23 protein-coding genes and 1 pseudogene are annotated in these 17932 nt (G+C 61.6%); 14 read left to right on the top strand and 10 right to left on the bottom strand.

Going from position 1 to position 17932, the window contains the following annotated elements:
- Positions 1-54 precede the first annotated feature (54 nt).
- From N5J73_RS18975 to N5J73_RS18960, 4 genes are all read left to right on the top strand, one after another.
- Positions 55-438: a CopL family metal-binding regulatory protein gene (locus tag N5J73_RS18975; protein ID WP_049447289.1), complete on the top strand. Its 384-nt coding sequence runs from the start codon at positions 55-57 to the stop codon at positions 436-438.
- A gap of 75 nt (positions 439-513) precedes the next feature.
- The gene (locus tag N5J73_RS18970; protein ID WP_049447287.1) at positions 514-2325 is read left to right on the top strand and encodes a copper resistance system multicopper oxidase; all 1812 of its coding nucleotides are present in this window, start codon (positions 514-516) and stop codon (positions 2323-2325) included.
- Positions 2322-3317, top strand: coding sequence for a copper resistance protein B (locus N5J73_RS18965; RefSeq protein ID WP_049447285.1), 996 nt, complete (start codon positions 2322-2324; stop codon positions 3315-3317). The genes N5J73_RS18970 and N5J73_RS18965 overlap by 4 nt, the downstream gene beginning before the upstream one ends.
- An 81-nt stretch (positions 3318-3398) precedes the next feature.
- Positions 3399-3911, top strand: coding sequence for a GNAT family N-acetyltransferase (locus N5J73_RS18960; RefSeq protein WP_049447283.1), 513 nt, complete (start codon positions 3399-3401; stop codon positions 3909-3911).
- 131 nt (positions 3912-4042) lie between these two features.
- Here the strand turns inward: N5J73_RS18960 and N5J73_RS18955 are convergent, their stop codons facing one another.
- Positions 4043-4351 (bottom strand): zf-TFIIB domain-containing protein, encoded by a 309-nt coding sequence (locus N5J73_RS18955; RefSeq protein WP_049447281.1) that lies wholly within the window; start codon positions 4349-4351, stop codon positions 4043-4045.
- Between the two features lie 149 nt (positions 4352-4500).
- Between N5J73_RS18955 and N5J73_RS18950 the strand changes: the two genes are divergently transcribed.
- Positions 4501-5268, top strand: a complete 768-nt coding sequence (locus N5J73_RS18950; RefSeq protein WP_049447279.1) for a CPBP family glutamic-type intramembrane protease — start codon at positions 4501-4503, stop codon at positions 5266-5268.
- 92 nt (positions 5269-5360) lie between these two features.
- Positions 5361-5783 carry a response regulator gene (locus tag N5J73_RS18945; protein ID WP_049447278.1) on the top strand — a complete coding sequence of 141 codons (423 nt, stop codon included), beginning with the start codon at positions 5361-5363 and terminating at the stop codon, positions 5781-5783.
- Between the two features lie 37 nt (positions 5784-5820).
- On the opposite strand, the gene N5J73_RS18940 is transcribed toward N5J73_RS18945, so the two are convergent.
- Both N5J73_RS18940 and N5J73_RS18935 read right to left on the bottom strand, forming a co-directional pair.
- Positions 5821-6759 (bottom strand): alpha/beta hydrolase-fold protein, encoded by a 939-nt coding sequence (locus N5J73_RS18940; protein ID WP_049447275.1) that lies wholly within the window; start codon positions 6757-6759, stop codon positions 5821-5823.
- Between the two features lie 83 nt (positions 6760-6842).
- Positions 6843-7685 carry an alpha/beta hydrolase-fold protein gene (locus tag N5J73_RS18935; RefSeq protein ID WP_049447273.1) on the bottom strand — a complete coding sequence of 281 codons (843 nt, stop codon included), beginning with the start codon at positions 7683-7685 and terminating at the stop codon, positions 6843-6845.
- A 282-nt stretch (positions 7686-7967) separates the two neighbouring features.
- Here N5J73_RS18935 and N5J73_RS18930 point away from each other — a divergent pair, with 282 nt between their 5' ends.
- From N5J73_RS18930 to N5J73_RS18920, 3 genes are all read left to right on the top strand, one after another.
- On the top strand, positions 7968-8228 hold the full coding sequence (locus N5J73_RS18930) for a hypothetical protein (RefSeq protein ID WP_229302229.1): 261 nt from the start codon (positions 7968-7970) through the stop codon (positions 8226-8228).
- A gap of 113 nt (positions 8229-8341) precedes the next feature.
- Entirely contained in the window at positions 8342-8659 is a 318-nt protein-coding gene (locus N5J73_RS18925; protein ID WP_049447272.1) for a hypothetical protein, read from the top strand.
- A 248-nt stretch (positions 8660-8907) separates the two neighbouring features.
- Positions 8908-9489: a hypothetical protein gene (locus N5J73_RS18920; RefSeq protein ID WP_049447271.1), complete on the top strand. Its 582-nt coding sequence runs from the start codon at positions 8908-8910 to the stop codon at positions 9487-9489.
- 23 nt (positions 9490-9512) lie between these two features.
- Here N5J73_RS18920 and N5J73_RS18915 read toward each other — a convergent pair whose 3' ends face one another.
- Positions 9513-10517, bottom strand: a complete 1005-nt coding sequence (locus tag N5J73_RS18915) for an inovirus-type Gp2 protein (protein ID WP_049447269.1) — start codon at positions 10515-10517, stop codon at positions 9513-9515.
- A gap of 825 nt (positions 10518-11342) precedes the next feature.
- Here N5J73_RS18915 and N5J73_RS18910 point away from each other — a divergent pair.
- On the top strand, positions 11343-11705 hold the full coding sequence (locus tag N5J73_RS18910) for a hypothetical protein (RefSeq protein ID WP_049447266.1): 363 nt from the start codon (positions 11343-11345) through the stop codon (positions 11703-11705).
- A gap of 608 nt (positions 11706-12313) precedes the next feature.
- Here N5J73_RS18910 and N5J73_RS18905 read toward each other — a convergent pair.
- Both N5J73_RS18905 and N5J73_RS18900 read right to left on the bottom strand, forming a co-directional pair.
- Positions 12314-12775 carry a PA2169 family four-helix-bundle protein gene (locus tag N5J73_RS18905; protein ID WP_049420088.1) on the bottom strand — a complete coding sequence of 154 codons (462 nt, stop codon included), beginning with the start codon at positions 12773-12775 and terminating at the stop codon, positions 12314-12316.
- 428 nt (positions 12776-13203) lie between these two features.
- Positions 13204-13365, bottom strand: coding sequence for a hypothetical protein (locus N5J73_RS18900; protein WP_019658981.1), 162 nt, complete (start codon positions 13363-13365; stop codon positions 13204-13206).
- 100 nt (positions 13366-13465) lie between these two features.
- Here N5J73_RS18900 and N5J73_RS18895 point away from each other — a divergent pair, with 100 nt between their 5' ends.
- Both N5J73_RS18895 and N5J73_RS18890 read left to right on the top strand, forming a co-directional pair.
- A complete protein-coding gene (locus N5J73_RS18895) occupies positions 13466-13798 on the top strand; it encodes a hypothetical protein (RefSeq protein WP_080354887.1) in 333 nt (110 codons plus the stop codon).
- Positions 13799-14695: 897 nt separating this feature from the next.
- On the top strand, positions 14696-14887 hold the full coding sequence (locus N5J73_RS18890; protein ID WP_226053577.1) for a hypothetical protein: 192 nt from the start codon (positions 14696-14698) through the stop codon (positions 14885-14887).
- Between the two features lie 45 nt (positions 14888-14932).
- Here N5J73_RS18890 and N5J73_RS18885 read toward each other — a convergent pair.
- From N5J73_RS18885 to N5J73_RS18875, 3 genes and pseudogenes are all read right to left on the bottom strand, one after another.
- A pseudogene (locus N5J73_RS18885) lies at positions 14933-15363 on the bottom strand (BLUF domain-containing protein).
- A gap of 171 nt (positions 15364-15534) precedes the next feature.
- Entirely contained in the window at positions 15535-15891 is a 357-nt protein-coding gene (locus N5J73_RS18880; protein ID WP_239508879.1) for a hypothetical protein, read from the bottom strand.
- Positions 15846-16148, bottom strand: coding sequence for a hypothetical protein (locus tag N5J73_RS18875; RefSeq protein WP_239508880.1), 303 nt, complete (start codon positions 16146-16148; stop codon positions 15846-15848). The genes N5J73_RS18880 and N5J73_RS18875 overlap by 46 nt, the downstream gene beginning before the upstream one ends.
- A 122-nt stretch (positions 16149-16270) precedes the next feature.
- Between N5J73_RS18875 and N5J73_RS18870 the strand changes: the two genes are divergently transcribed.
- Positions 16271-16486: a hypothetical protein gene (locus N5J73_RS18870; protein WP_239508881.1), complete on the top strand. Its 216-nt coding sequence runs from the start codon at positions 16271-16273 to the stop codon at positions 16484-16486.
- A 161-nt stretch (positions 16487-16647) separates the two neighbouring features.
- On the opposite strand, the gene N5J73_RS18865 is transcribed toward N5J73_RS18870, so the two are convergent.
- The gene (locus N5J73_RS18865) at positions 16648-16947 is read right to left on the bottom strand and encodes a hypothetical protein (protein WP_080354844.1); all 300 of its coding nucleotides are present in this window, start codon (positions 16945-16947) and stop codon (positions 16648-16650) included.
- A 305-nt stretch (positions 16948-17252) separates the two neighbouring features.
- Here N5J73_RS18865 and N5J73_RS18860 point away from each other — a divergent pair, with 305 nt between their 5' ends.
- On the top strand, positions 17253-17717 hold the full coding sequence (locus N5J73_RS18860; protein ID WP_159054967.1) for a hypothetical protein: 465 nt from the start codon (positions 17253-17255) through the stop codon (positions 17715-17717).
- The last annotated feature ends 215 nt before the right edge of the window (positions 17718-17932 follow it).

Below are 17932 nucleotides of genomic sequence, written 5' to 3'. Positions count from 1 at the left end.
ACCAGCCATTCAGCCAGAAGTGCATCGGCGCCCACTTGCAGCTAGATTAACGCCATGTCCCTGGCCTCGACCCTGCTCCGTGTCGTGCTCATGCTCAGCCTGTTGCTCAACGGGCTGAACGCGGCCATGGCCAGCGGTCACGAGGAAATGGGGCGGATGGCACACGCCGTCGCGGCCGCCGTAGATGGCGGTGACCCCGACTGCCACCACCACGCCGCCATGCAGGCCAACGAGGCCCCGCAGGCCAAGGCCCCCGCCCACGACGCCCACTGCCAGATCAAGGACTGCGTGCGCAGCTGTGCCCAGCACCCCTTGCTGGTCGTGCAGCCGTTGCCGTTCATGGCCGGCCCGGCGCTCTCGCTGGCCCCGCAGCCGATGCCGGCCAACGGCCGTCCGGCGCCGCCGCTGCCGCCGATCTCCCGCCCTCCCATCGGCTGATTCCACATGCACCGTGCGCCCTGCGCACCGTAGCCGGCCACCTGCCGGCGTCTTTACGTGTCTGGAGTCACCACCATGAATACCCGCATTCCCCCCGGTCCGGGCGCTGTGCCCATGCCGTCGCGCCGCCTGTTCGTGCAGGGCCTGGCCGCCGGTGGCGTGGTTGCCGGCATCGCCGCTGTCGGCGTGCCGCAGCGCGCGCTCGCCGCCGCCACTGCCGCCCCACGCCTGGCCGGTGCCCCCGCCGTGCTCAGCGACACCCGCATCGAACTGGCCATCGGCGAATCGCTGGCCAATTTCACCGGCCGCACCCGCCCGGCGATCACCGTCAACGGCTCGCTGCCGGCACCGATCCTGCGCTGGCGCGAAGGCCAGACCGTGGACCTGTTCGTGCGCAACACCCTGGAACGCCACCCGACCTCGATCCACTGGCACGGCATCCTGCTGCCGGCCAACATGGACGGCGTGCCCGGCCTGAGCTTCAACGGCATCGGCCCCGGCGAGACCTACCACTACCACTTCGAACTGAAGCAGTCGGGCACCTACTGGTACCACAGCCACTCGATGTTCCAGGAACAGGCCGGCCTGTACGGCGCGCTTATCATCGATCCGGCCGAACCGGCGCCCTACCGGCACGATCGCGAGCACGTGATCATGCTGTCCGACTGGACCGACATGGACCCTGGCGCGCTGTTCCGCCGCATGAAGAAGCTCGCCGAGCATGACAACTACTACAAGCGCACCCTGCCCGACTTCCTGCGTGACGTGAAGCGCGAGGGCTGGTCAGCCGCGCTGTCCGACCGTGGCATGTGGGGGCGGATGCGGATGACGCCGACCGACATCTCCGACATCAACGCGCACACCTACACCTACCTGATGAACGGCACCGCCCCAGCCGGCAACTGGACCGGGCTGTTCCGCAGCGGCGAGAAGGTGCTGCTGCGTTTCATCAACGGCGCCTCGATGACCTACTTCGATGTGCGCATCCCCGGCCTGAAGATGACCGTGGTGGCCGCCGACGGCCAGTACATCCATCCGGTCAGCATCGACGAATTCCGCATCGCGCCGGCCGAGACCTACGACGTGCTGGTCGAACCCACCGGCCAGGACGCCTTCACCATCTTCTGCCAGGACATGGGCCGCACCGGCTACGCCGCCGGCACGCTGGCGGTGCGCCACGGGCTGCAGGCCCCGATTCCCGCGCGCGACCCACGCCCGTTGCTGACGATGAGCGACATGGGGCACGACATGGGCAGTGGTGGCCATGGTGGCCACGACATGGCCGCGATGAAGGGCATGGAGGGTGGCTGCGGCGCCAGCATGGGTCACGGTGCGCACGGCGGTGGCGATGCTGCCGGCAAGGCACCGAAGCATCCGGCCAGCGAGCGCAACAACCCGCTGGTGGACATGCAGAGCTCGGCCACCGAACCGAAGCTGGACGACCCCGGCATTGGTCTGCGCGACAACGGACGCCAGGTGCTGACCTACGGCGCGATGCGCAGCCTGTTCGAGGATCCCGATGGCCGCGAGCCAAGCCGCGAGATCGAATTGCACCTGACCGGCCACATGGAAAAATTCTCCTGGTCGTTCGATGGCATCCCGTTCGCCAGCGCCGAACCGCTGCGGCTGAACTACGGCGAGCGCATGCGCATCGTGCTGGTCAACGACACCATGATGCAGCACCCGATCCACCTGCACGGCGTGTGGAGTGATCTGGAAAACGCCCAGGGCGAGTTCCAGCTGCGCAAGCACACCATCGACATGCCACCCGGCACGCGCCGCAGCTACCGCGTACGCGCCGATGCGCTCGGCCGCTGGGCCTACCACTGCCATCTGCTGTACCACATGGAAGCGGGCATGATGCGCGAAGTGAGGATCGAAGAATGAGCCGCTCACTGTTTTCCCCCAGCCTGCTGGCCCTGGGTCTGGCCGCCGCATTGCCGGTCTTCGCGCAGTCGCACGCCGGCCATGACATGGCTGCGATGGACGCGCCCGCAAAGACCGTCAACGCACCAGTCGAACAGGTCGATCATTCGAAGATGGATCATTTGAAGATGGATTCGGGCGCGATGGACCACTCGAAGATGGACCATGGCGCGATGCAGCCAGCGGCGATGGACCATTCGCAGATGGACCATGCGGCGATGGGTCACGGCACGCCCGCACCCACCGAACCGCGTGAGCCGATTCCGGTCCCCACCGATGCCGACCGTGCCGCCGCATTCCCGCCCATCGCCCACGGTGCGATGGAGCATGCACCAGAGATCAACAGCTTGCTGCTGATCGACCGCCTCGAACACTGGGACGGCAAGGACAGCGACGGCCAGGCCTGGGAGGCCACGGGCTGGATCGGCGGCAACATCAACCGCCTGTGGCTGCGCACCGATGGCGAACGCAGCCGCGGCCGCACCGAGTCGTCATCGCTGGAAGCACTGTATGGCCGCAGCGTGTCGCCGTGGTGGGACGTGCTGGTCGGTGTGCGCCAGGACTTCCGCCCGGCCGACTCGCGCACGTGGGCGGCCATCGGCATCCAGGGCCTGGCGCCGTACAAGTTCGAGAGTTCGGCCACGCTGTACCTCGGCTCCGGCGGCCAGGTGCTGGCCAAGGCCGAGGTCGAGTACGACGTACTGCTGACCAACCGCCTGATCCTGCAGCCGCTGCTGGAAGCCACCGTTGCGGCCAAGGATGAACCGGAGTACGGCATTGGTCGCGGACTGAACAAGGTCGAAGCCGGGCTGCGCCTGCGCTATGAGTTCAGCCGTCGCTTCGCGCCGTACATCGGCATCAGCCACGAACGTACGTTTGGCGACACCGCCGACTATGCCGGTGACCACGCGCGCGACACGCGTTGGGTGGCGGGCGTGCGCATGTGGTTCTGAGCAGCGGTTCGTGAGCAATGGCCAGCCCCGGCAGCCGCCGGGGCCGGCTACACTGCGCCACGCTCCATTGCAGGCACCGCCATGTCGTTGCAGATCCGCCGCGCCACCCTTGCCGATGTCGACGCGCTGTCGGCCATCGCAATTGCCACCTACAACGAAACCTGGGGCGATTCCTATCCGCCGCAGGAGCTGGACGATTTCCTGCAGGCGCACTACAGCAGCGAACCGCAGCGCATCGAACTGTCCGACCCACGCAGCGCGATCTGGCTGCTGATGGAAGGTGATGCCGTGGTCGGCTATCTGGCCGCCGGTGCCAACACCTTGCCGCACACGGATGCACGCGAGGGCGACATCGAACTGAAGCGGTTCTACATCCTGGCTGCACACCAGAACGGCGGCCACGGCGCGCGCCTGATGGATGCGTTCATGACCTGGCTGGACCAGCCGCAGCGCCGCACCCTTTGGGTGGGCGTGTGGGAAGAAAACTTCGGTGCTCAGCGCTTCTATGCGCGCTATGGCTGCAGCAAGGTTGGCGAGTACGACTTCATCGTGGGCGACACCCACGACCGTGAGTTCATCCTTCGGCGGCCGTGATCATGCGCGCCCTGTAAAGTCGAGCCATGCTCGACTGCTTTCCTTTCCGGCCCTTGTAGAGTCGAGCCATGCTCGACTATTGGCGGCAACAACCAGTCGAGCATGGCCCGACGCTACGAAGAGCGAAGCGCCTAGAAATCGAACAACTCCGACAGGAAGCTCTCCTTCTTCTTTTTCTTGTAGCCGTGGCCACGGTTGTCCTCGTAGCGCTGGCCGAGGTGGCGGGTATCACGGTGCATCACTGGTGGCGGCGCGGACGCCGGCTGAGCCTGCACGGGCGCTGGCGGCGGTACGGCCGCACCTGCACCAGCACGTTCGATGATCTTGTCCAGCTCGCCACGATCCAGCCAGACACCACGGCAGCCCGGGCAATAGTCGATCTCGATGCCGTGGCGTTCGGCCATCTGCAGGGTCTGGGTCGTGCATACGGGGCACAGCATCGGCATTGCTCCTGTCGGTCTGGCAATGACTCTACCTGCCCTGTGATGACTGTGCGGCAACCCATGACCGATGGCACGGGGACTTCCGACGCGTGCCCATGCCACGGCAGTCGCACACACTGGGCCCCTGTTCCGCAAGGAGTGCGTACATGACCAGGTTGTCCCGCCTACCCAACGCCGTGCGCATGGGGCTGGTACTGCTGGGCGTTGGCCTCGGCCTGAACCTGCGCGATATCGCCGCGGCCATCGGCACACCGATTCCCGCACTGCCCATCCCCTATGGCGGCAGCCTGGTGGACAACGCGCTGGCGGCGCTGGTAGCACTCCTGCTGGCCGCGCTGCTGCGCCCCCGTGGAACAAGCCTGCTGGCCAGCCTCGGGCTGCGCGGGAATGGCTGGGGCGGCCCGATGTGGGTGCTGCTGGCCACCCTGCCGTGCTGGCTGGGCCTGGCACTGCTCGGCACATCAAACAAGGCACTGACCGCATTGGACGCCACGATGCTCGCAGTGCTGTTCCCGCTGGCCGAGGAAGTGCTGTTCCGTGGCCTCGGATTCGTCTTGCTGGTGAAGATCGTTCGCGGCCCCTGGCCGTGGCTCGCACTGCCGCAGGCGCTGTTGTTCGGCATGGTCCACTGGCTGGGCTTCGGCGGTTTCGAGGGAGGTGGCACCGCCCTGTTCGTCGGCGCGGTGATCGCTCTGGGCGGCTTCATCTTCGCCTGGCTCGACCACCTCGACGGTGACACTCTGTGGTGCGGCCTGGTCCTGCACGTTTCGATGAACCTGGCCTGGAATGCGTTCAGCCTTGATGACGCCGTTGCACTGGGCTGGCAGGCTACCGGCCTGCGCATCGGCACCGCCCTGCTCGCGGTCGCGGTGCTGGCCTGGCACGTTCGGCTCCGGCGCCAGAGAGACCTGTAACGCCCGCTTAGCTTGCCGTGCACGCCGGGATCACCACCGGCTTGCGCATACTTGCGCGCCTTTTCACCGTTGCTGTCCGGAGTTGCCGCGTCATGTTGCTGTCCAAGCGCCACGTCGAACCCCGCGTCCTGCTGATCGAGGACGCGGAGGAAACCCGCGAACTGAGCCGGCTGGCGCTGGAAAGCCAGGCCTGCCACGTGGTGGGCGTGAGCTCCGCCGAAGCGGCACTGGGTCTGCTGGCCGCCGGGGAGCGTTTCGATCTGCTGTTCACCGACGTCAATCTGGGCCTGATCAGTGGCATTGAAGCCGCCAACCGGGTTCGCAGTCTCTACCCACACCTGCCGATCCTGGTCACCTCGGGCATGGACCAGCACCAGGTGCTGCCGCAACTGCGCGACGGCATCCATTTCCTGCCCAAGCCCTACAACATGAGCGAACTGCTCGATGCCATCCGGCTGTGCTTCCGGCACGCGGATGTGGGCGTGTTGGTCGGGCCAGATGCACAGGCGGCGTGAGCCATTGATCCACGCATGGCGTGGATTGAACAAGGCATCAACCGCCGGTATACGGCCCTTCGCCTGGTATCACCTCCAGCAATGCGCGGGTGATTACCCGCGGGTACACCGTGAGATGGTCCTCACCGTCGATCACCACATTCTCCACCTGCAGCTTGCGGCCATTCCGCCCAAGCTGGGCGGCAAAGTCGGCAGTCTGCCGCAGCATGTCGTTCCCGGTTGAGTAACGCGCCCCTGGCTTGTCCGTCTCGTAGCTGCCTACCGACAGCAGCACGCGCGTCGGCTGCGCCGGGATGGCGGCGGCATCCTGCATGCGCGGCAGCCGCAGCTGATCGAACCACAGCGAAGGACTGGACAGGATGTAGGTGCTGAACATGTCCGGCTGGGTGGTCAGCACATAGGCGCCGAACAGAGCGCCATAGGAGTGGCCGGCGAATACGCGCCGTGCCGGGTCTGTGCGGTAGCGCGCATCGACCATCGGCAGCACGTGCGCCGCCAGGAAATCGCGATAGTGCGCGGCACCACCGTAGGTGACGTCATCACTGTAGTACCCCCCGGCGGTACGCGCCGGGTCGCTGGGCGTGTAATCGCGCGAGCGGCTCTGCTTCGAAGTCAGCCCCTCCTGCGGCGGCAAACCGACCAGGATGAAGTTCTCGATGTTGATGCCCTGCTGCCCCACCAGATTGCGCACGCTGCGCACCAGCGGGAAGCTGTACAGCGCATCGGTCACGTACAGCACCGGATAGTGCTTTTCAGGGTGCGTGGCATAGTCGGCCGGCAGTGCCACCCATATCGGGTAATCACGCCCCACGGGGTCATGTACGCGCAGCGCTTCCGTATCCGGCAGCACCACGCCCGGCACGGCCGTTGCCGCGCTTTCCTTCACGTCACTCTGCGTTGCCGGTGGCGCCACCGACATCGCACATCCCGCCAGGGTCAGGCAGGCCACCACACTCCATCCACGCACACGCTGCATCCGCGCTCTCCTGTTGCGGGCGGCGCGCCCGGTGGCGCCGCTACCGCATCCTCACACGCCGTGCGGCGTGGCGCCACGCCAGGTCAGGGCGAGGCCGGCGGCGGTGCCGGGAACAGGGTGCGCAGCGCCTGCAACGCGGCCGGATGATAGATGGTGGCGTGGGTTTCCTCCGGCAGCGGCAGGTACTTCACCAGCGGTGACGGCGAGGCCCGCTGCAGCAGCGTGGCCAACTGCGCGGCGGAGGCAGCCAGCTCCGGCTGACCACTGCTGGCCAGGAACACGCGCGGCTGCGCGCGCGTCACCGCCGGCAGCTGCTTGGCTGCGCCGGCCAGCATCGTGCCTCGGTTCCACCACAGGCTGGGATCCAGTGCGATGTAGCTGTTGAACAGCGTCGGCTCCTGCAGCAGCGTTTCGACCACGAACAGGCCGGCCAGCGATTCACCGATCAGTGCTCGCTCGTCGGTGGTCGGGTAGCGCTGGCGTACCTGCGGCATCAGTTCATCGCGCAGGAAGCGGCGGTAGGCCGCCGATCCACCGATGCGCGGTGCGATCTTCTGGTCCTGCGGGTCGTTGCTGGGCCCAGTCATGTCGCGACGGCGCTCGGTGTTCTCGATGCCGACCAGCAGGAACGGACGCATGCTGCCGTTGCCGCTCAGTACCTGCACCAGCCCGGCCACATGCAGGAAATCCTCGCCGATGCCGCCATCGGCCATGTACAGCACCGGCAACGGTGCCTTCGGGTCCAGGCCCCAGGGCTGCGGACGGTAGACATTGATGCGGCGGGTTTCGCCCAGCGCCTTCGACTCGATGGTGAAGGTCTCGCCGATGACCAGTGGCGAGGCGGCAGCAGGCGATACGGTTTCGGCGGCCATCAGCGGCGCGGCGGAGACAACGGACAACAACAGCGACAGCACGATCAAGCGCATGGGGCGGCCCATCCTGGGAAAGTGCCGAGCATAACGCCAAGGCCAAGGCGTCGGCCGATTCGGCATGCCTGCACGTACGCTACGGCGCTGCGCGATGCTTGAACTGTATCGGGAAATGACTGCAATCGCGTCTGCTAACATTCATCGTTTCCTACAAGGAGTTGGGATATGGGGGGCTTCAGCATTTGGCACTGGATCATTCTTCTGGCGGTCGTCCTGATTCCGGTCGGCATCGCAGCCGTCATCGCAGCGATTGTTCTCAGGCGAAAGTAGATCCACGCCATGCGTGGATGCGCATTCTGGGGACGCCTCAAGCGCATCCGCGATGGCGACGGCGACGGCGCCGACGGTCTGCCCAGGCCGGAAACCGATCTGCCGCCCGGGCGGGAACTCGCGATGGCACACGCGGAGCGTGCCGCCATTGGCATGCTGACCGTGGTGGAAATGCTGGACGCCGCCGAACGCTACCGGTCGATGGCCACGCCCGACCGCCATCCGGATGAGGGGCTAATCGATCGGTTGTTCCCGCCTGCCGCGGGCTGATGGAACTGGTGTGCCGGGATATCCGGCCGGCGTAGTCGCCGTTGCACCCAGAACCGGTCCATACTTGGGACGGGCTGGTCGCCAGCCCCTTCGAAGCCTACAAGGAGGTTTGCATGTTGAGTGTCGTGCTCATCGGCGCGCTGGCCGCCAGTCCGGCCGCGCCCGTACCGTATGCCGATTGCCTGCTCGGCAACATCCAGCCCGGGCTGTCTGATCGTGCCGTGCAACTGGTGCAGGAGGCCTGTGCTGCAAAGCATCCGGAGAGCTTCGCCGCAGCAATGGAGCTGGAACGCAGGACCAGTCTGCAGCGGCTCACCTATTTCGAGGCGGCAAGAGCGGAGGCGGCACGTTCCGCGAATGCGGCAGCAACGGCCGCACAGGAGGCTGCTGACGCGGCGGCGGCTAAAGCGAAGGCTGCGCGGACGAAGTAGTAGCCCTGGACGAGCGCCACAAAAAAGGCACCGCATTGCGGCGCCTTTCTGAATGACCTGGGTCATGGGATGCAATGGTGGCCGTGAAGCAACCGAAACAGAAGAGTAAATGATTGATTTGATTGATATTAAATCTACTTCAATCTACTTTGGACTCACTAATCGACTCACTTTGCGCGAGCCCTTGCACGACTGGACAGTTAAGACTGAGAACATGACCATGGCCAGAAATCGCATAGGGCGTAGTCATGGAAGATATCCGATCGTTCTTACTATCCATAATTCCAGATCAGGCAAAACAATTTGGGGACGTTCTTCGGGAACTCCTGTACCAAACCACAGATGGGGCTCGCGTTAGCGGATGGGGGGTCCATCTAAGTCCAGACGAGCTGCACAGGGTTGGCATCCTGCTCTCCATGGCCCGAGATCTTCATAAAGAGGGCAAGGCTGAGGAAGGCTGGTTCTATCTTGTCCAGGCCCAGAAGACAATGGCGCACCGCGAAGGTTTAATGGAGGCAGCGTACGAGTCTTCTGATGAGGCGGCGGCGAGACGCGTTGCAGCCAAGAATGGCGCCATTGGTGGCAGAACCCCCAAGGCTGAACTTCTGGCTAGCAGACAGCGGGTAACTGCATCGATCTTAGCAATTAACTCCCAAAATCCATTCAGGTTCACTGCGGATTTTCGCCAAGCGATGTTTGATTTGGAAGATGGGAAGGGGAAGGATGAGAACTGGTTCCGACGCACCTTGCAGGCTTCGCCCAAGCTGACTGCGGTCTATGCCACGCTGACTAAGAAGAAGGTCCTGACAAGGACGAAGGCCGGTCAGTGACCGGCCCCTGATCCATCGCTGAGCTAGTACGGCCCCCCAACTCCGAACGTCCGAATCCTGGGGCCAGGCCGAAAGCGCAGGTAGAGGTCCTGTTTCGTGAGATATCGGAGCGCCTCGTGCACCGCCTCCCACTTCTCCTCATCTGAGCGATCAACCATACCGATACCGGACCTCTCGTACATCTCTTTGTTCTTGTTGCAACTGAAGAACATCCCCCGCCCTTTGGTCACCGTCTGCCTCCAGTAGTGGCCAATCATGTCAGCAATGCTGATGTCCTTAGCGAGCGCTTGGCCGTTGTAGAAAATCGCTACATGGTAGTGGTGCCCCTTCTCGAGACCATACTCCAGGCGCCAGATGTACCCGGCCAGATGCTCTGAGAGCGGGCCCCTACGAAGATAGCTGAGCAGCCGGTCACGATGCTGCTGCGCCTCCTTCAAGCTCACACTCTGCGCGAAGATCCGCCCTTTATCAGAGAGGTTGGAGTAATAGCCGAAGTCCAGTCGGATAGCTAGCAGTTTTGAGTAGCCTTCACGCAGTCGCAAGAGCAGCTCACGCGAAGCTTTACCGTTCTCATGTTCACACCGCCTTAGATTACGCATGGCCCCACCAAGTGCGGGCCCTTTGGCGAAAGCGCGCATTTTTTCTATTGCAGCATTGACCCTGGGTACATCCTCAACGAAGAGCTTATTGCCCGAGAACAGAAAGCGAACTGGTGCAGAAAAGCGCTTAAACAGAGTGCAGTAAGGGCTATGCCGGTGAGCTGGAAAGTGTTTAGAGATTGCACCAAGATCTGACTTCAGGCTCAGAAGGAACGCTTCACCCAGGGTGGTACGACGTACAAACGACAGTTGATGGCGACTATCCACTTCAAACAGTGGCGCCTTGGAGCGCATCAATTTGCCCATCATGTCCACGATCTGCTTTACAGCAAAGGTGGCGGTCTGCTGATCAGTGATCAGCCTTGTTCCGTCCGATGCCCATAGATAGGCGCGACGATACATGCTACTGCTGTGTGCTGCTTGCCCCATATGTACTCTCCTTCAATTGGGCTATTAACAACGTTCATTCCTAGATCGTGTGGTTGTGAGACGCGCTGGAATCTCATAGAAAAACTTGCGATTGGCGGGTTTAACTTGGCCTACGCCACGTCAAAGTTAGGGCTGAGTTTCGAGTTTTCTTGCGTCCATAAGACGCAGGACGTAGTCATCCACTTCCTGCTCGATGAATCCCATGGTTCTCCCCTGATGCACAGGCTTCGGAAAGTAGGGCCTGTAGCTGGGCGAGCGCCGGTTGATATACGCGTAGATCGTCGAGCGAGAGATTCCCAGCCGCCGCTGGACCTCTTCTCTCCGTACGACACGTAGCGGGTTGGAACTGGCTTTCTCCATGGGGTAGCTCGTGTTGTGTCAGTGTCAACAGGCTAGGAAGCCCAAGGCCATTCAAGGATCCGCCCAGCGCCTATAAAAAAATACACATCGCAAGTCATTGATTTCAATGACGCATATGGACGTCATTGGAACCAAAGTGGAGCGTTGGGAACCAGATTTCCGGGTGAGGTGGAGCCTCAGCTACAGGCTCCGATCAGGCTGACTCAACAGCTTCGGGACTTTGTGATGACTCCGGCCAAGAAGACGACCGCGAATGCGGCCAAGTACTCAAGAGGGGAATTGGATCGTTCGATGAACACGATAGGCTCCTTGTCAGTAGGGAGCCGGCATTGCGCCGGCATAGAGGAGAGGCTGGGGCCTCTCCCTATCGTGTTATAGGTTTGAAATCCGGTTGAGTGATCTCCGGGGTTCCGACCTGGCTTTCGCTGTGGCAGGGTGCGGGTAGGCACGCAGGATCAGATCCCGATGGACACCTCCGAATCCGACGTCTCCCTGCTAGACGAGATCAAGGCACTTCGACAGCAAATAGCGGTGCTATGCGTCGATCTGTCAGGCAAGGACTGGCTTACTGCAGACGAGGCCGCCCACTACTGCGGCGTGTCAGTTAGCCAGTTCAATGCCCGCGCCCACGAATACGATCTTGATCCGCGGAAGTTCATGGGGAAGAAGCTCTATGCGAAGGCGGCTCTCTACCAGGCGATCTACGGCGCGAAGGCTTGGTCGCGTCCATCGGTAACTTCCGCACCAACCCTAGCTGTAACCTCCCCTGAGATGAAGGAAGCTCTTGCCCGGCTACGGCGCTATGACGAGCGCAAGGGGAAACGCTAGTGCAACCTCCCGGCAAGCTGATGACCGTTGCAGAAGCGGCTAAGCAGAGCGCGTGCTCTGCCAAGACGATACGCAGAGCCATCGATGGCGGGCAACTCGCCGCTGTGAGACTCGGGCAAAGCGCCAAGTCGGATCGCATCCATAGAGAAGACTTGGAGGCTTGGTGGAACCAATGCCGCCTGCGACCTGTAGCAGCTCCCAGAATATCTGTACGCGACATTCCCCCGCCGCCACTCGATACGGCAGAGGCAAGAATCGAAAAAAGGCTGGGAATCAGTGCCAAAGGCAAGACGGCCCCCGCCGACGCTAAGCAAAGAGGGGCTGCAACGCCAGCAAGGTCCGGCAATCGCCCCCCCGCCTGAACGGGGGATCAGATTCGAGCTCGGGACAATAGGTCTCTACCTTCCCTGACCCACGCCATCATGGGATCCCTCGCCCTGGGCTTGGTCTCCTTCGGTGGTCGGCTCGGCTCCAGTGCCGCCTTGATCCGCTCGATCTCTTTCGCCCCCGCCTCCGCTAGGCGCCGGGCCTGTTGCTGCTGCTCGCGGGTCGGCGGCAGGCCGGGCAGGACATGTGCGGACTATTCGTTAGCAACGAAACATCCAGCCTCAGTGCCGATGCATCGATTGCAGCCGATTCACCATGACGGAATGGCATTCACTGACCTTGGGAATCATCCGTGCAACCTCCCTCTTCACGTCCTGAGACAGATCCGGATCATTGAGAACTTCGTTGAATGTCTGAACGAGACGCGCTTCAGACTTCTCCAACTCTTTCACATATTGGTACTGGGTCTCGCCAAACGCCGCGAGCATCTTCCCATAGTACTGATGCATCGCACCCACGAATGTGCCTCGCTCTGCGGGGCGACCACCACTTGTGGACACAATTCTACTGATCTCTTCGACCAGCTCACCTTTAACCCCTGCAATTCCCATGAAGAGATCGGAAAGCTCCGAGCTCTCTATTCGATCCGAGGCTTCCTCATAGAACGCCTTCCCGTCTCGCGATATCTCTATCAAGTCATTGAGGCGGCTCTCAATTCTAGACTGCATGGTTTGAAGGCCCATGGCACTTCTCCCTGATTGGTTCAATCTAAGATTTCGAAGCGTGCCCGTCACGCTGCCGACTTACCGGCGGCGGGGGAAAGCTATTTTGATGCAGCCTTCCTCGCATATCGAAGGACAGTCTCTTCATCCTGGATAGCGATCTTTACTGAGGAAAGCCATCTACTTGCAGCCCCCGAGTTCTCAATCAGAACGGCTAGGTCGTCGCATAGACAATTGGCACATAGATAGCCGCCAGGACTTGGTCTCCGGCACCTCTTACATGGCAGCAACGTGGTCTCAGACGGGCTCCGAAGCTGATATGCCACCCGCACCATCAAAGCCTCTGCGTCTGTGCTCCTGTCTCTCAGCCTGTTCACGCACTTCGCTCCTTCTACAGAAAGGGGCAGCGCACACTTGCGCCACCCTCTTTCAACTACTCACAGTCGATCTTACTTGTTCGACTTATGAGCTCCGCCTTCATTGGCATTACGCTCTTTGGACTCCTTGTCCTGGCGCTCTTGCTCCTGTTGCTGTTGCTTCTGCTTCCCTGCATCCGGCTCCGCCACAGCGGGCTTGTTGGTATTGGATGCATCACGTTTGAAGTCATTCATAGCTTTACTCCATCGCGGTGGACTCACCGCACTGGAAGCATGCGCGCCGCCCCGTTAGCTGCAGGTCGCTTTCCAAGAGAAGCCTGAACCGAGCACATGAATGAGCCCATTCGACCCACAGGCGTACACTGACCTTGGCGCATTCGAGGAAAATGCCATGAGCAGGGATACAAGCTTCGTTGATGTCGAGCGAGAGATCATCTATTGGCGCATGCACTTCGGCTCCGGTGCATTTCCTGGAGCCAGCTTCGGCCTAGATATCCAACCCATCATCAAAATCGCATGCGACATCTACACTAGAGATCCACATGGAAGCCGGGAAGCCTGGCTTGACGATCTAGTGAAGAGACTCAACTTGCGATCAGGCGACATGAGCAATGAGACCGCCGCCAGAGAATTTGCTTCTCGTTGCTGGGACCACCTCCTTCACTGATGAAGGCCCCGATTTCACTCACACTGCATCTCTCAAGCAGAAGCGCCCCAAGCCAAGCCGACTGCGGTCAAATAGAACGATGATGGACGGCGCAGTTCTACGCCGCCCACTCAAGTTTTACGCTAATTGCTCCTACTTGCATTTGTGAGACTTGAGCCCTCTAGATCATGTTCCACTAGATTCGCGCACGGGCCTCACTGAACATCTTGAGCTGGATTTGCTGCTCGCAGGAAAGCAGCCTCAATGGAACGGTCGCTTCTGCGCCGAGCATGTACCCGTATCGCTTGAAGCCTTTCACTCCGATACTTGACCCGTATCCATATCGCTCGCAGCCCTTCAAGTTGGTGCTGGATGCGTACCTGTAGCCCTCGACGTCGCTCATACATAAATCACTCCATCGCGATGAATTCATCGCAGGATAATGGTGCGCCTTGGCACGTTATCACCCCGCGACGCTTCACCAGAAAGATGAACCTACGGCGTGACTAACTGGTGGGGAAGCCAACAATCCCGCCGCTCTCGCGAGGGCGACGGGGCCACGGCCAATGCCAAGTGCTGAGATCACCTGTGTTGCGGCGCTGCCTGGATGCTTGCCGGCACCGGGGCGGCGCCCTGCCTTGCTAGACGGTCACTTCGATGAGCGGCAGGTTGGGCGCAGCTTCCACCCGAGCTTGGTGTGATGCGAGGCTCACATCACGTGGTAGACACTGCTGTCTCGTGGCTCTTCTCAGGCGCAGAATCCTTTGCTCCCGTGTCCAGCCCTCAAGCGGCACGGCTATGCACCCTCCCAACGCCTTCAGGATCCATACGATCCTGCCTCTACTTGCGCTCAATGGGGCGATCATCCGCTTGGAACAGGTGCGGACAACATGTAAAAACTGCGGACTGAGGTCCTCAATGGCCGAGGACGCAGGCTTTCAAACCGATCCCAAGGGCACCACGCTTACATGCCCGGCTTGCGGAGCCACAGGGTTGATGGACGAAATGGAGATCTGGCACCACTGGCTTGAACAGTGTCGCCGCGAGCGATTACTGGCGCTCTTCGATCCAAAGCCGGATGACCCACTCGACATTGAGGGCCCAAAATGAACGATGGCATCTCCGGTACGCCATTCGATGCAGGCGCAGCGCTGCTTATGCAACCTCGGCGAATGATTCGACCAGTGCCACCAGCATCTCCATCGCGGTGGCTGGGCCATCTTGATTGCCTCCCCGCTGCAGGAAGGAAGTCCAGTCGGCCCGCACCAACTGCACCAGCTCCGGCGGCGACAGGGGGATGCAACGCATCGGCCAGTACGGAAGCCTGCGCTGCCCCCCCCCCTCCCCCTAGCCAGTTCGATCAACTCGCCATGGCTTGACGCGCCCGCCGCTCTGGAGAACGAGACGTCCAAACCATCCGGCGGCCCCTCCATGTACGCCAGAAACCGCCTGCCGTCGTACAGGGTGACGCCGCTGACGCCCGCGTTTCTGTTGAATCGAGCCGCGTCCGCCATGATCGCAGCCAAATGTTCCGCAGCCAGGTGTGGTGAGGCCTCACTGACGAAAACAACAGCCCTGTTGGGCATGGCACTCTCCGGACTCCTCGGGGAGACCGAGCGCAGGGCCGACCGTGTAAGCAGCGCGTAGAGACCGTCGGATAGCCGTCACAATTCCGCCGGGTTCTACACAATCCGGGCACGCCCCGCAGGGCTACCTCCGGCTATGTTCCGCCGATTCTTCCAGCACTACGGCCCAGATCAGATCGCCCCTAGATCCTTGACCACGGCCTGCCCGTTTTGCAGGAACCCAGCCAGCAGCCGACCACCCGCCACCTGCCGGCCCATCTGCTCATTGAGGTAGCTGGACTGGAGGCGCGCATGGGCCATTAAATCGGTCTGGGACATGCTCGGCATCACCGCCTGGAGCGGTTCGCCGGGCGATGCCAGCTGCCCGCCGATCGGCTGGACACGGGTCGGGCGCTGACTGTCGCTCTTGGCATACGCCGTGGCCATCATTCGCCCGTTCTTCGGCGACCAGCCGCCCAGTACCAACTCGGTCCCGAGCTGCTCTAGCGGCAGGCCAGCTCGGCCGCTGCCTTCTCGTAGTTCGGCCATAATTGGTCCACCACCAACCCCAGCTCGGCGGAAAGCTGCTCCATCGTGAAGTCCGCGCGGAAACTGGCTTGCAGAGCTAGCTCGTAGATGCGGAGGAAGAACTGCGTGGAGCCGCGAGTGGCCAGTGCCAGGTTGTGCTGAGGGATCAGAAGCAGCTTCGCCCCCGCAGAATGCGCCCCTGTTCGGGCATCCTCTGCCAAGGTATCCGTGGCGACGACAAGGTGGTCACGAGTGAGCAGAACGTTGAGGATGCTCATAGGGGGCTCGTCTAGGTGTCCGCGAACTCTCCCCTGCCCACCCCCCGCCTGTCGAGACTGCCATATCGACCGAAATCACGGAAATCCTCGATCGCCTCCACGCCTGCGAGGCAGGACTTGAGATGCGCCGCGGCTACCTAAAGGCGATGGAGTATGCATTGCGAATCTGCGTACTGACTCACCCTATACCCAACGACCTCTCCGACGCATGGCATCAGCTATTGCCCAACATTGTGGCCAAACACCGGGGCGACAGCAGCGATCTCTTCGCCGCAGCCTTCGAACAATCGTTGATGGTTCTGACCGAGCAAATTGGTGCGCCAGATAGCCCGTCATAGGCTGAGACCACATTCTCGGAGACGGTAGCTTGCGCTGCTTGCTGCGTAGGCAGGGCTCTTCAACAGCCTCGATAGGCACACGCAGGCATTCGAGGACGGCAGCGAATCCACGAAAATGGAACGGATCGGATGATGGTTCCTAAGCTTGGAAGCGGCGCCCCTCAGCCGTCGGCCGGGTGTCTCCCAGCCAAGCTCCCCATCGTGAAGGCATACCCAGCTTCCTCCAGAAGTGCTCTCATACGCAGCTCCACACGTCGGGGGGAGCGCAGTCCATTTGATGCATAGAGAGCATATACGTAGCCAGCACCGTCAATGATCTCGCGGCGGACTGCGCACTCGGTTGATTCAGTAGCTTCGCACCAGACAGACATTAGCCTAGCCGGGCTAATCGATTGCCCATTGCGAAGTCGGAAGAAAAGCCAGCGCACGCCTGGCGGTTGAGCTGGATCTACTCTAGCCATTGCGAGCCCCGGATTCGTCTGGATAGATCACTGAGAACTTCAGGATTCAGGCGAGGGCGCTCATCTTTCGAAGAAAGTGGTAGATCTATGCGCTCACTACCGTTCACTAGAGCGGGGAGATCAGACTGCAGATCAATCCACCACTCGGGAGGAAGCCGGAGCCCAGTACCCGTTCGATCGTAGATGCATATCGGGAAATTCATAGCGTTGCTCCTAGATGTACCGAGCATACGCTTGCACAATGTCAGGTCGGAATGCGACTACTACAACGCTGACGCATCAACTCTCTTTGCACATATGAACACGTGTGCTTCGTCTCGCTGAACTTTCAGGAACGACTCAAGCCAGCAAAGAGCAGCGCCTCTATTCGCAATCACCCTTCCCAGCTTTTCAGTCAAACACCGCGCACATTCCATTCCTCCAGGGCTTTCCCCTTGGCAGGTCCGGCACTGAGCCATCGTCGTGGTGGTCGCCGGGCGCGATTGATACATGATCTTCGTCATCAAGTTCACAGCTTGAGCGTGGGACGACATTTTGGCGATCCTGTTGATACGGAAGGAGCCGCGCTTGGCGCGGCCACCTCTTATGCATCAACGACGATCGTCGCGATCGACACTGACCTTTTGGGCCTGACCAGGGCCTGGCTGCCCAGGCTCAGTGCCGTTCGGCTGCTGCTGTTGCTGCCCTTGCTTTCCGGCCAAATCCTCATCGCCGAGATCCTTCCCGTCTGTTTGGCCCTGCTGACCCGGATGCTTCTTATCGGCATCTGAGTTGCGACTGTCGCTCTGGTTCTGGGAAGTGTTGTTCATGTCTTACTCCGATGCAGCCATCTGCTGCCACCCCACAATGGCCCCCAGCATGTTACGCAGCCGTGCCCGATTGGCATCAGTATGAACAAGCGCCATGAACAGGCCGCCGATTCTAAGGGTGTACAGTGCAGCTCTAAGAGGAGAAGGACATGGAACGCAAGAGGAACAAGGATTTC

This window comes from Stenotrophomonas sp. GD03654 (assembly GCF_029845105.1).
Taxonomy (GTDB): Bacteria; Pseudomonadota; Gammaproteobacteria; order Xanthomonadales; family Xanthomonadaceae; genus Stenotrophomonas; species Stenotrophomonas africana.
This window is presented reverse-complemented; position numbering and strand designations above follow the sequence as displayed.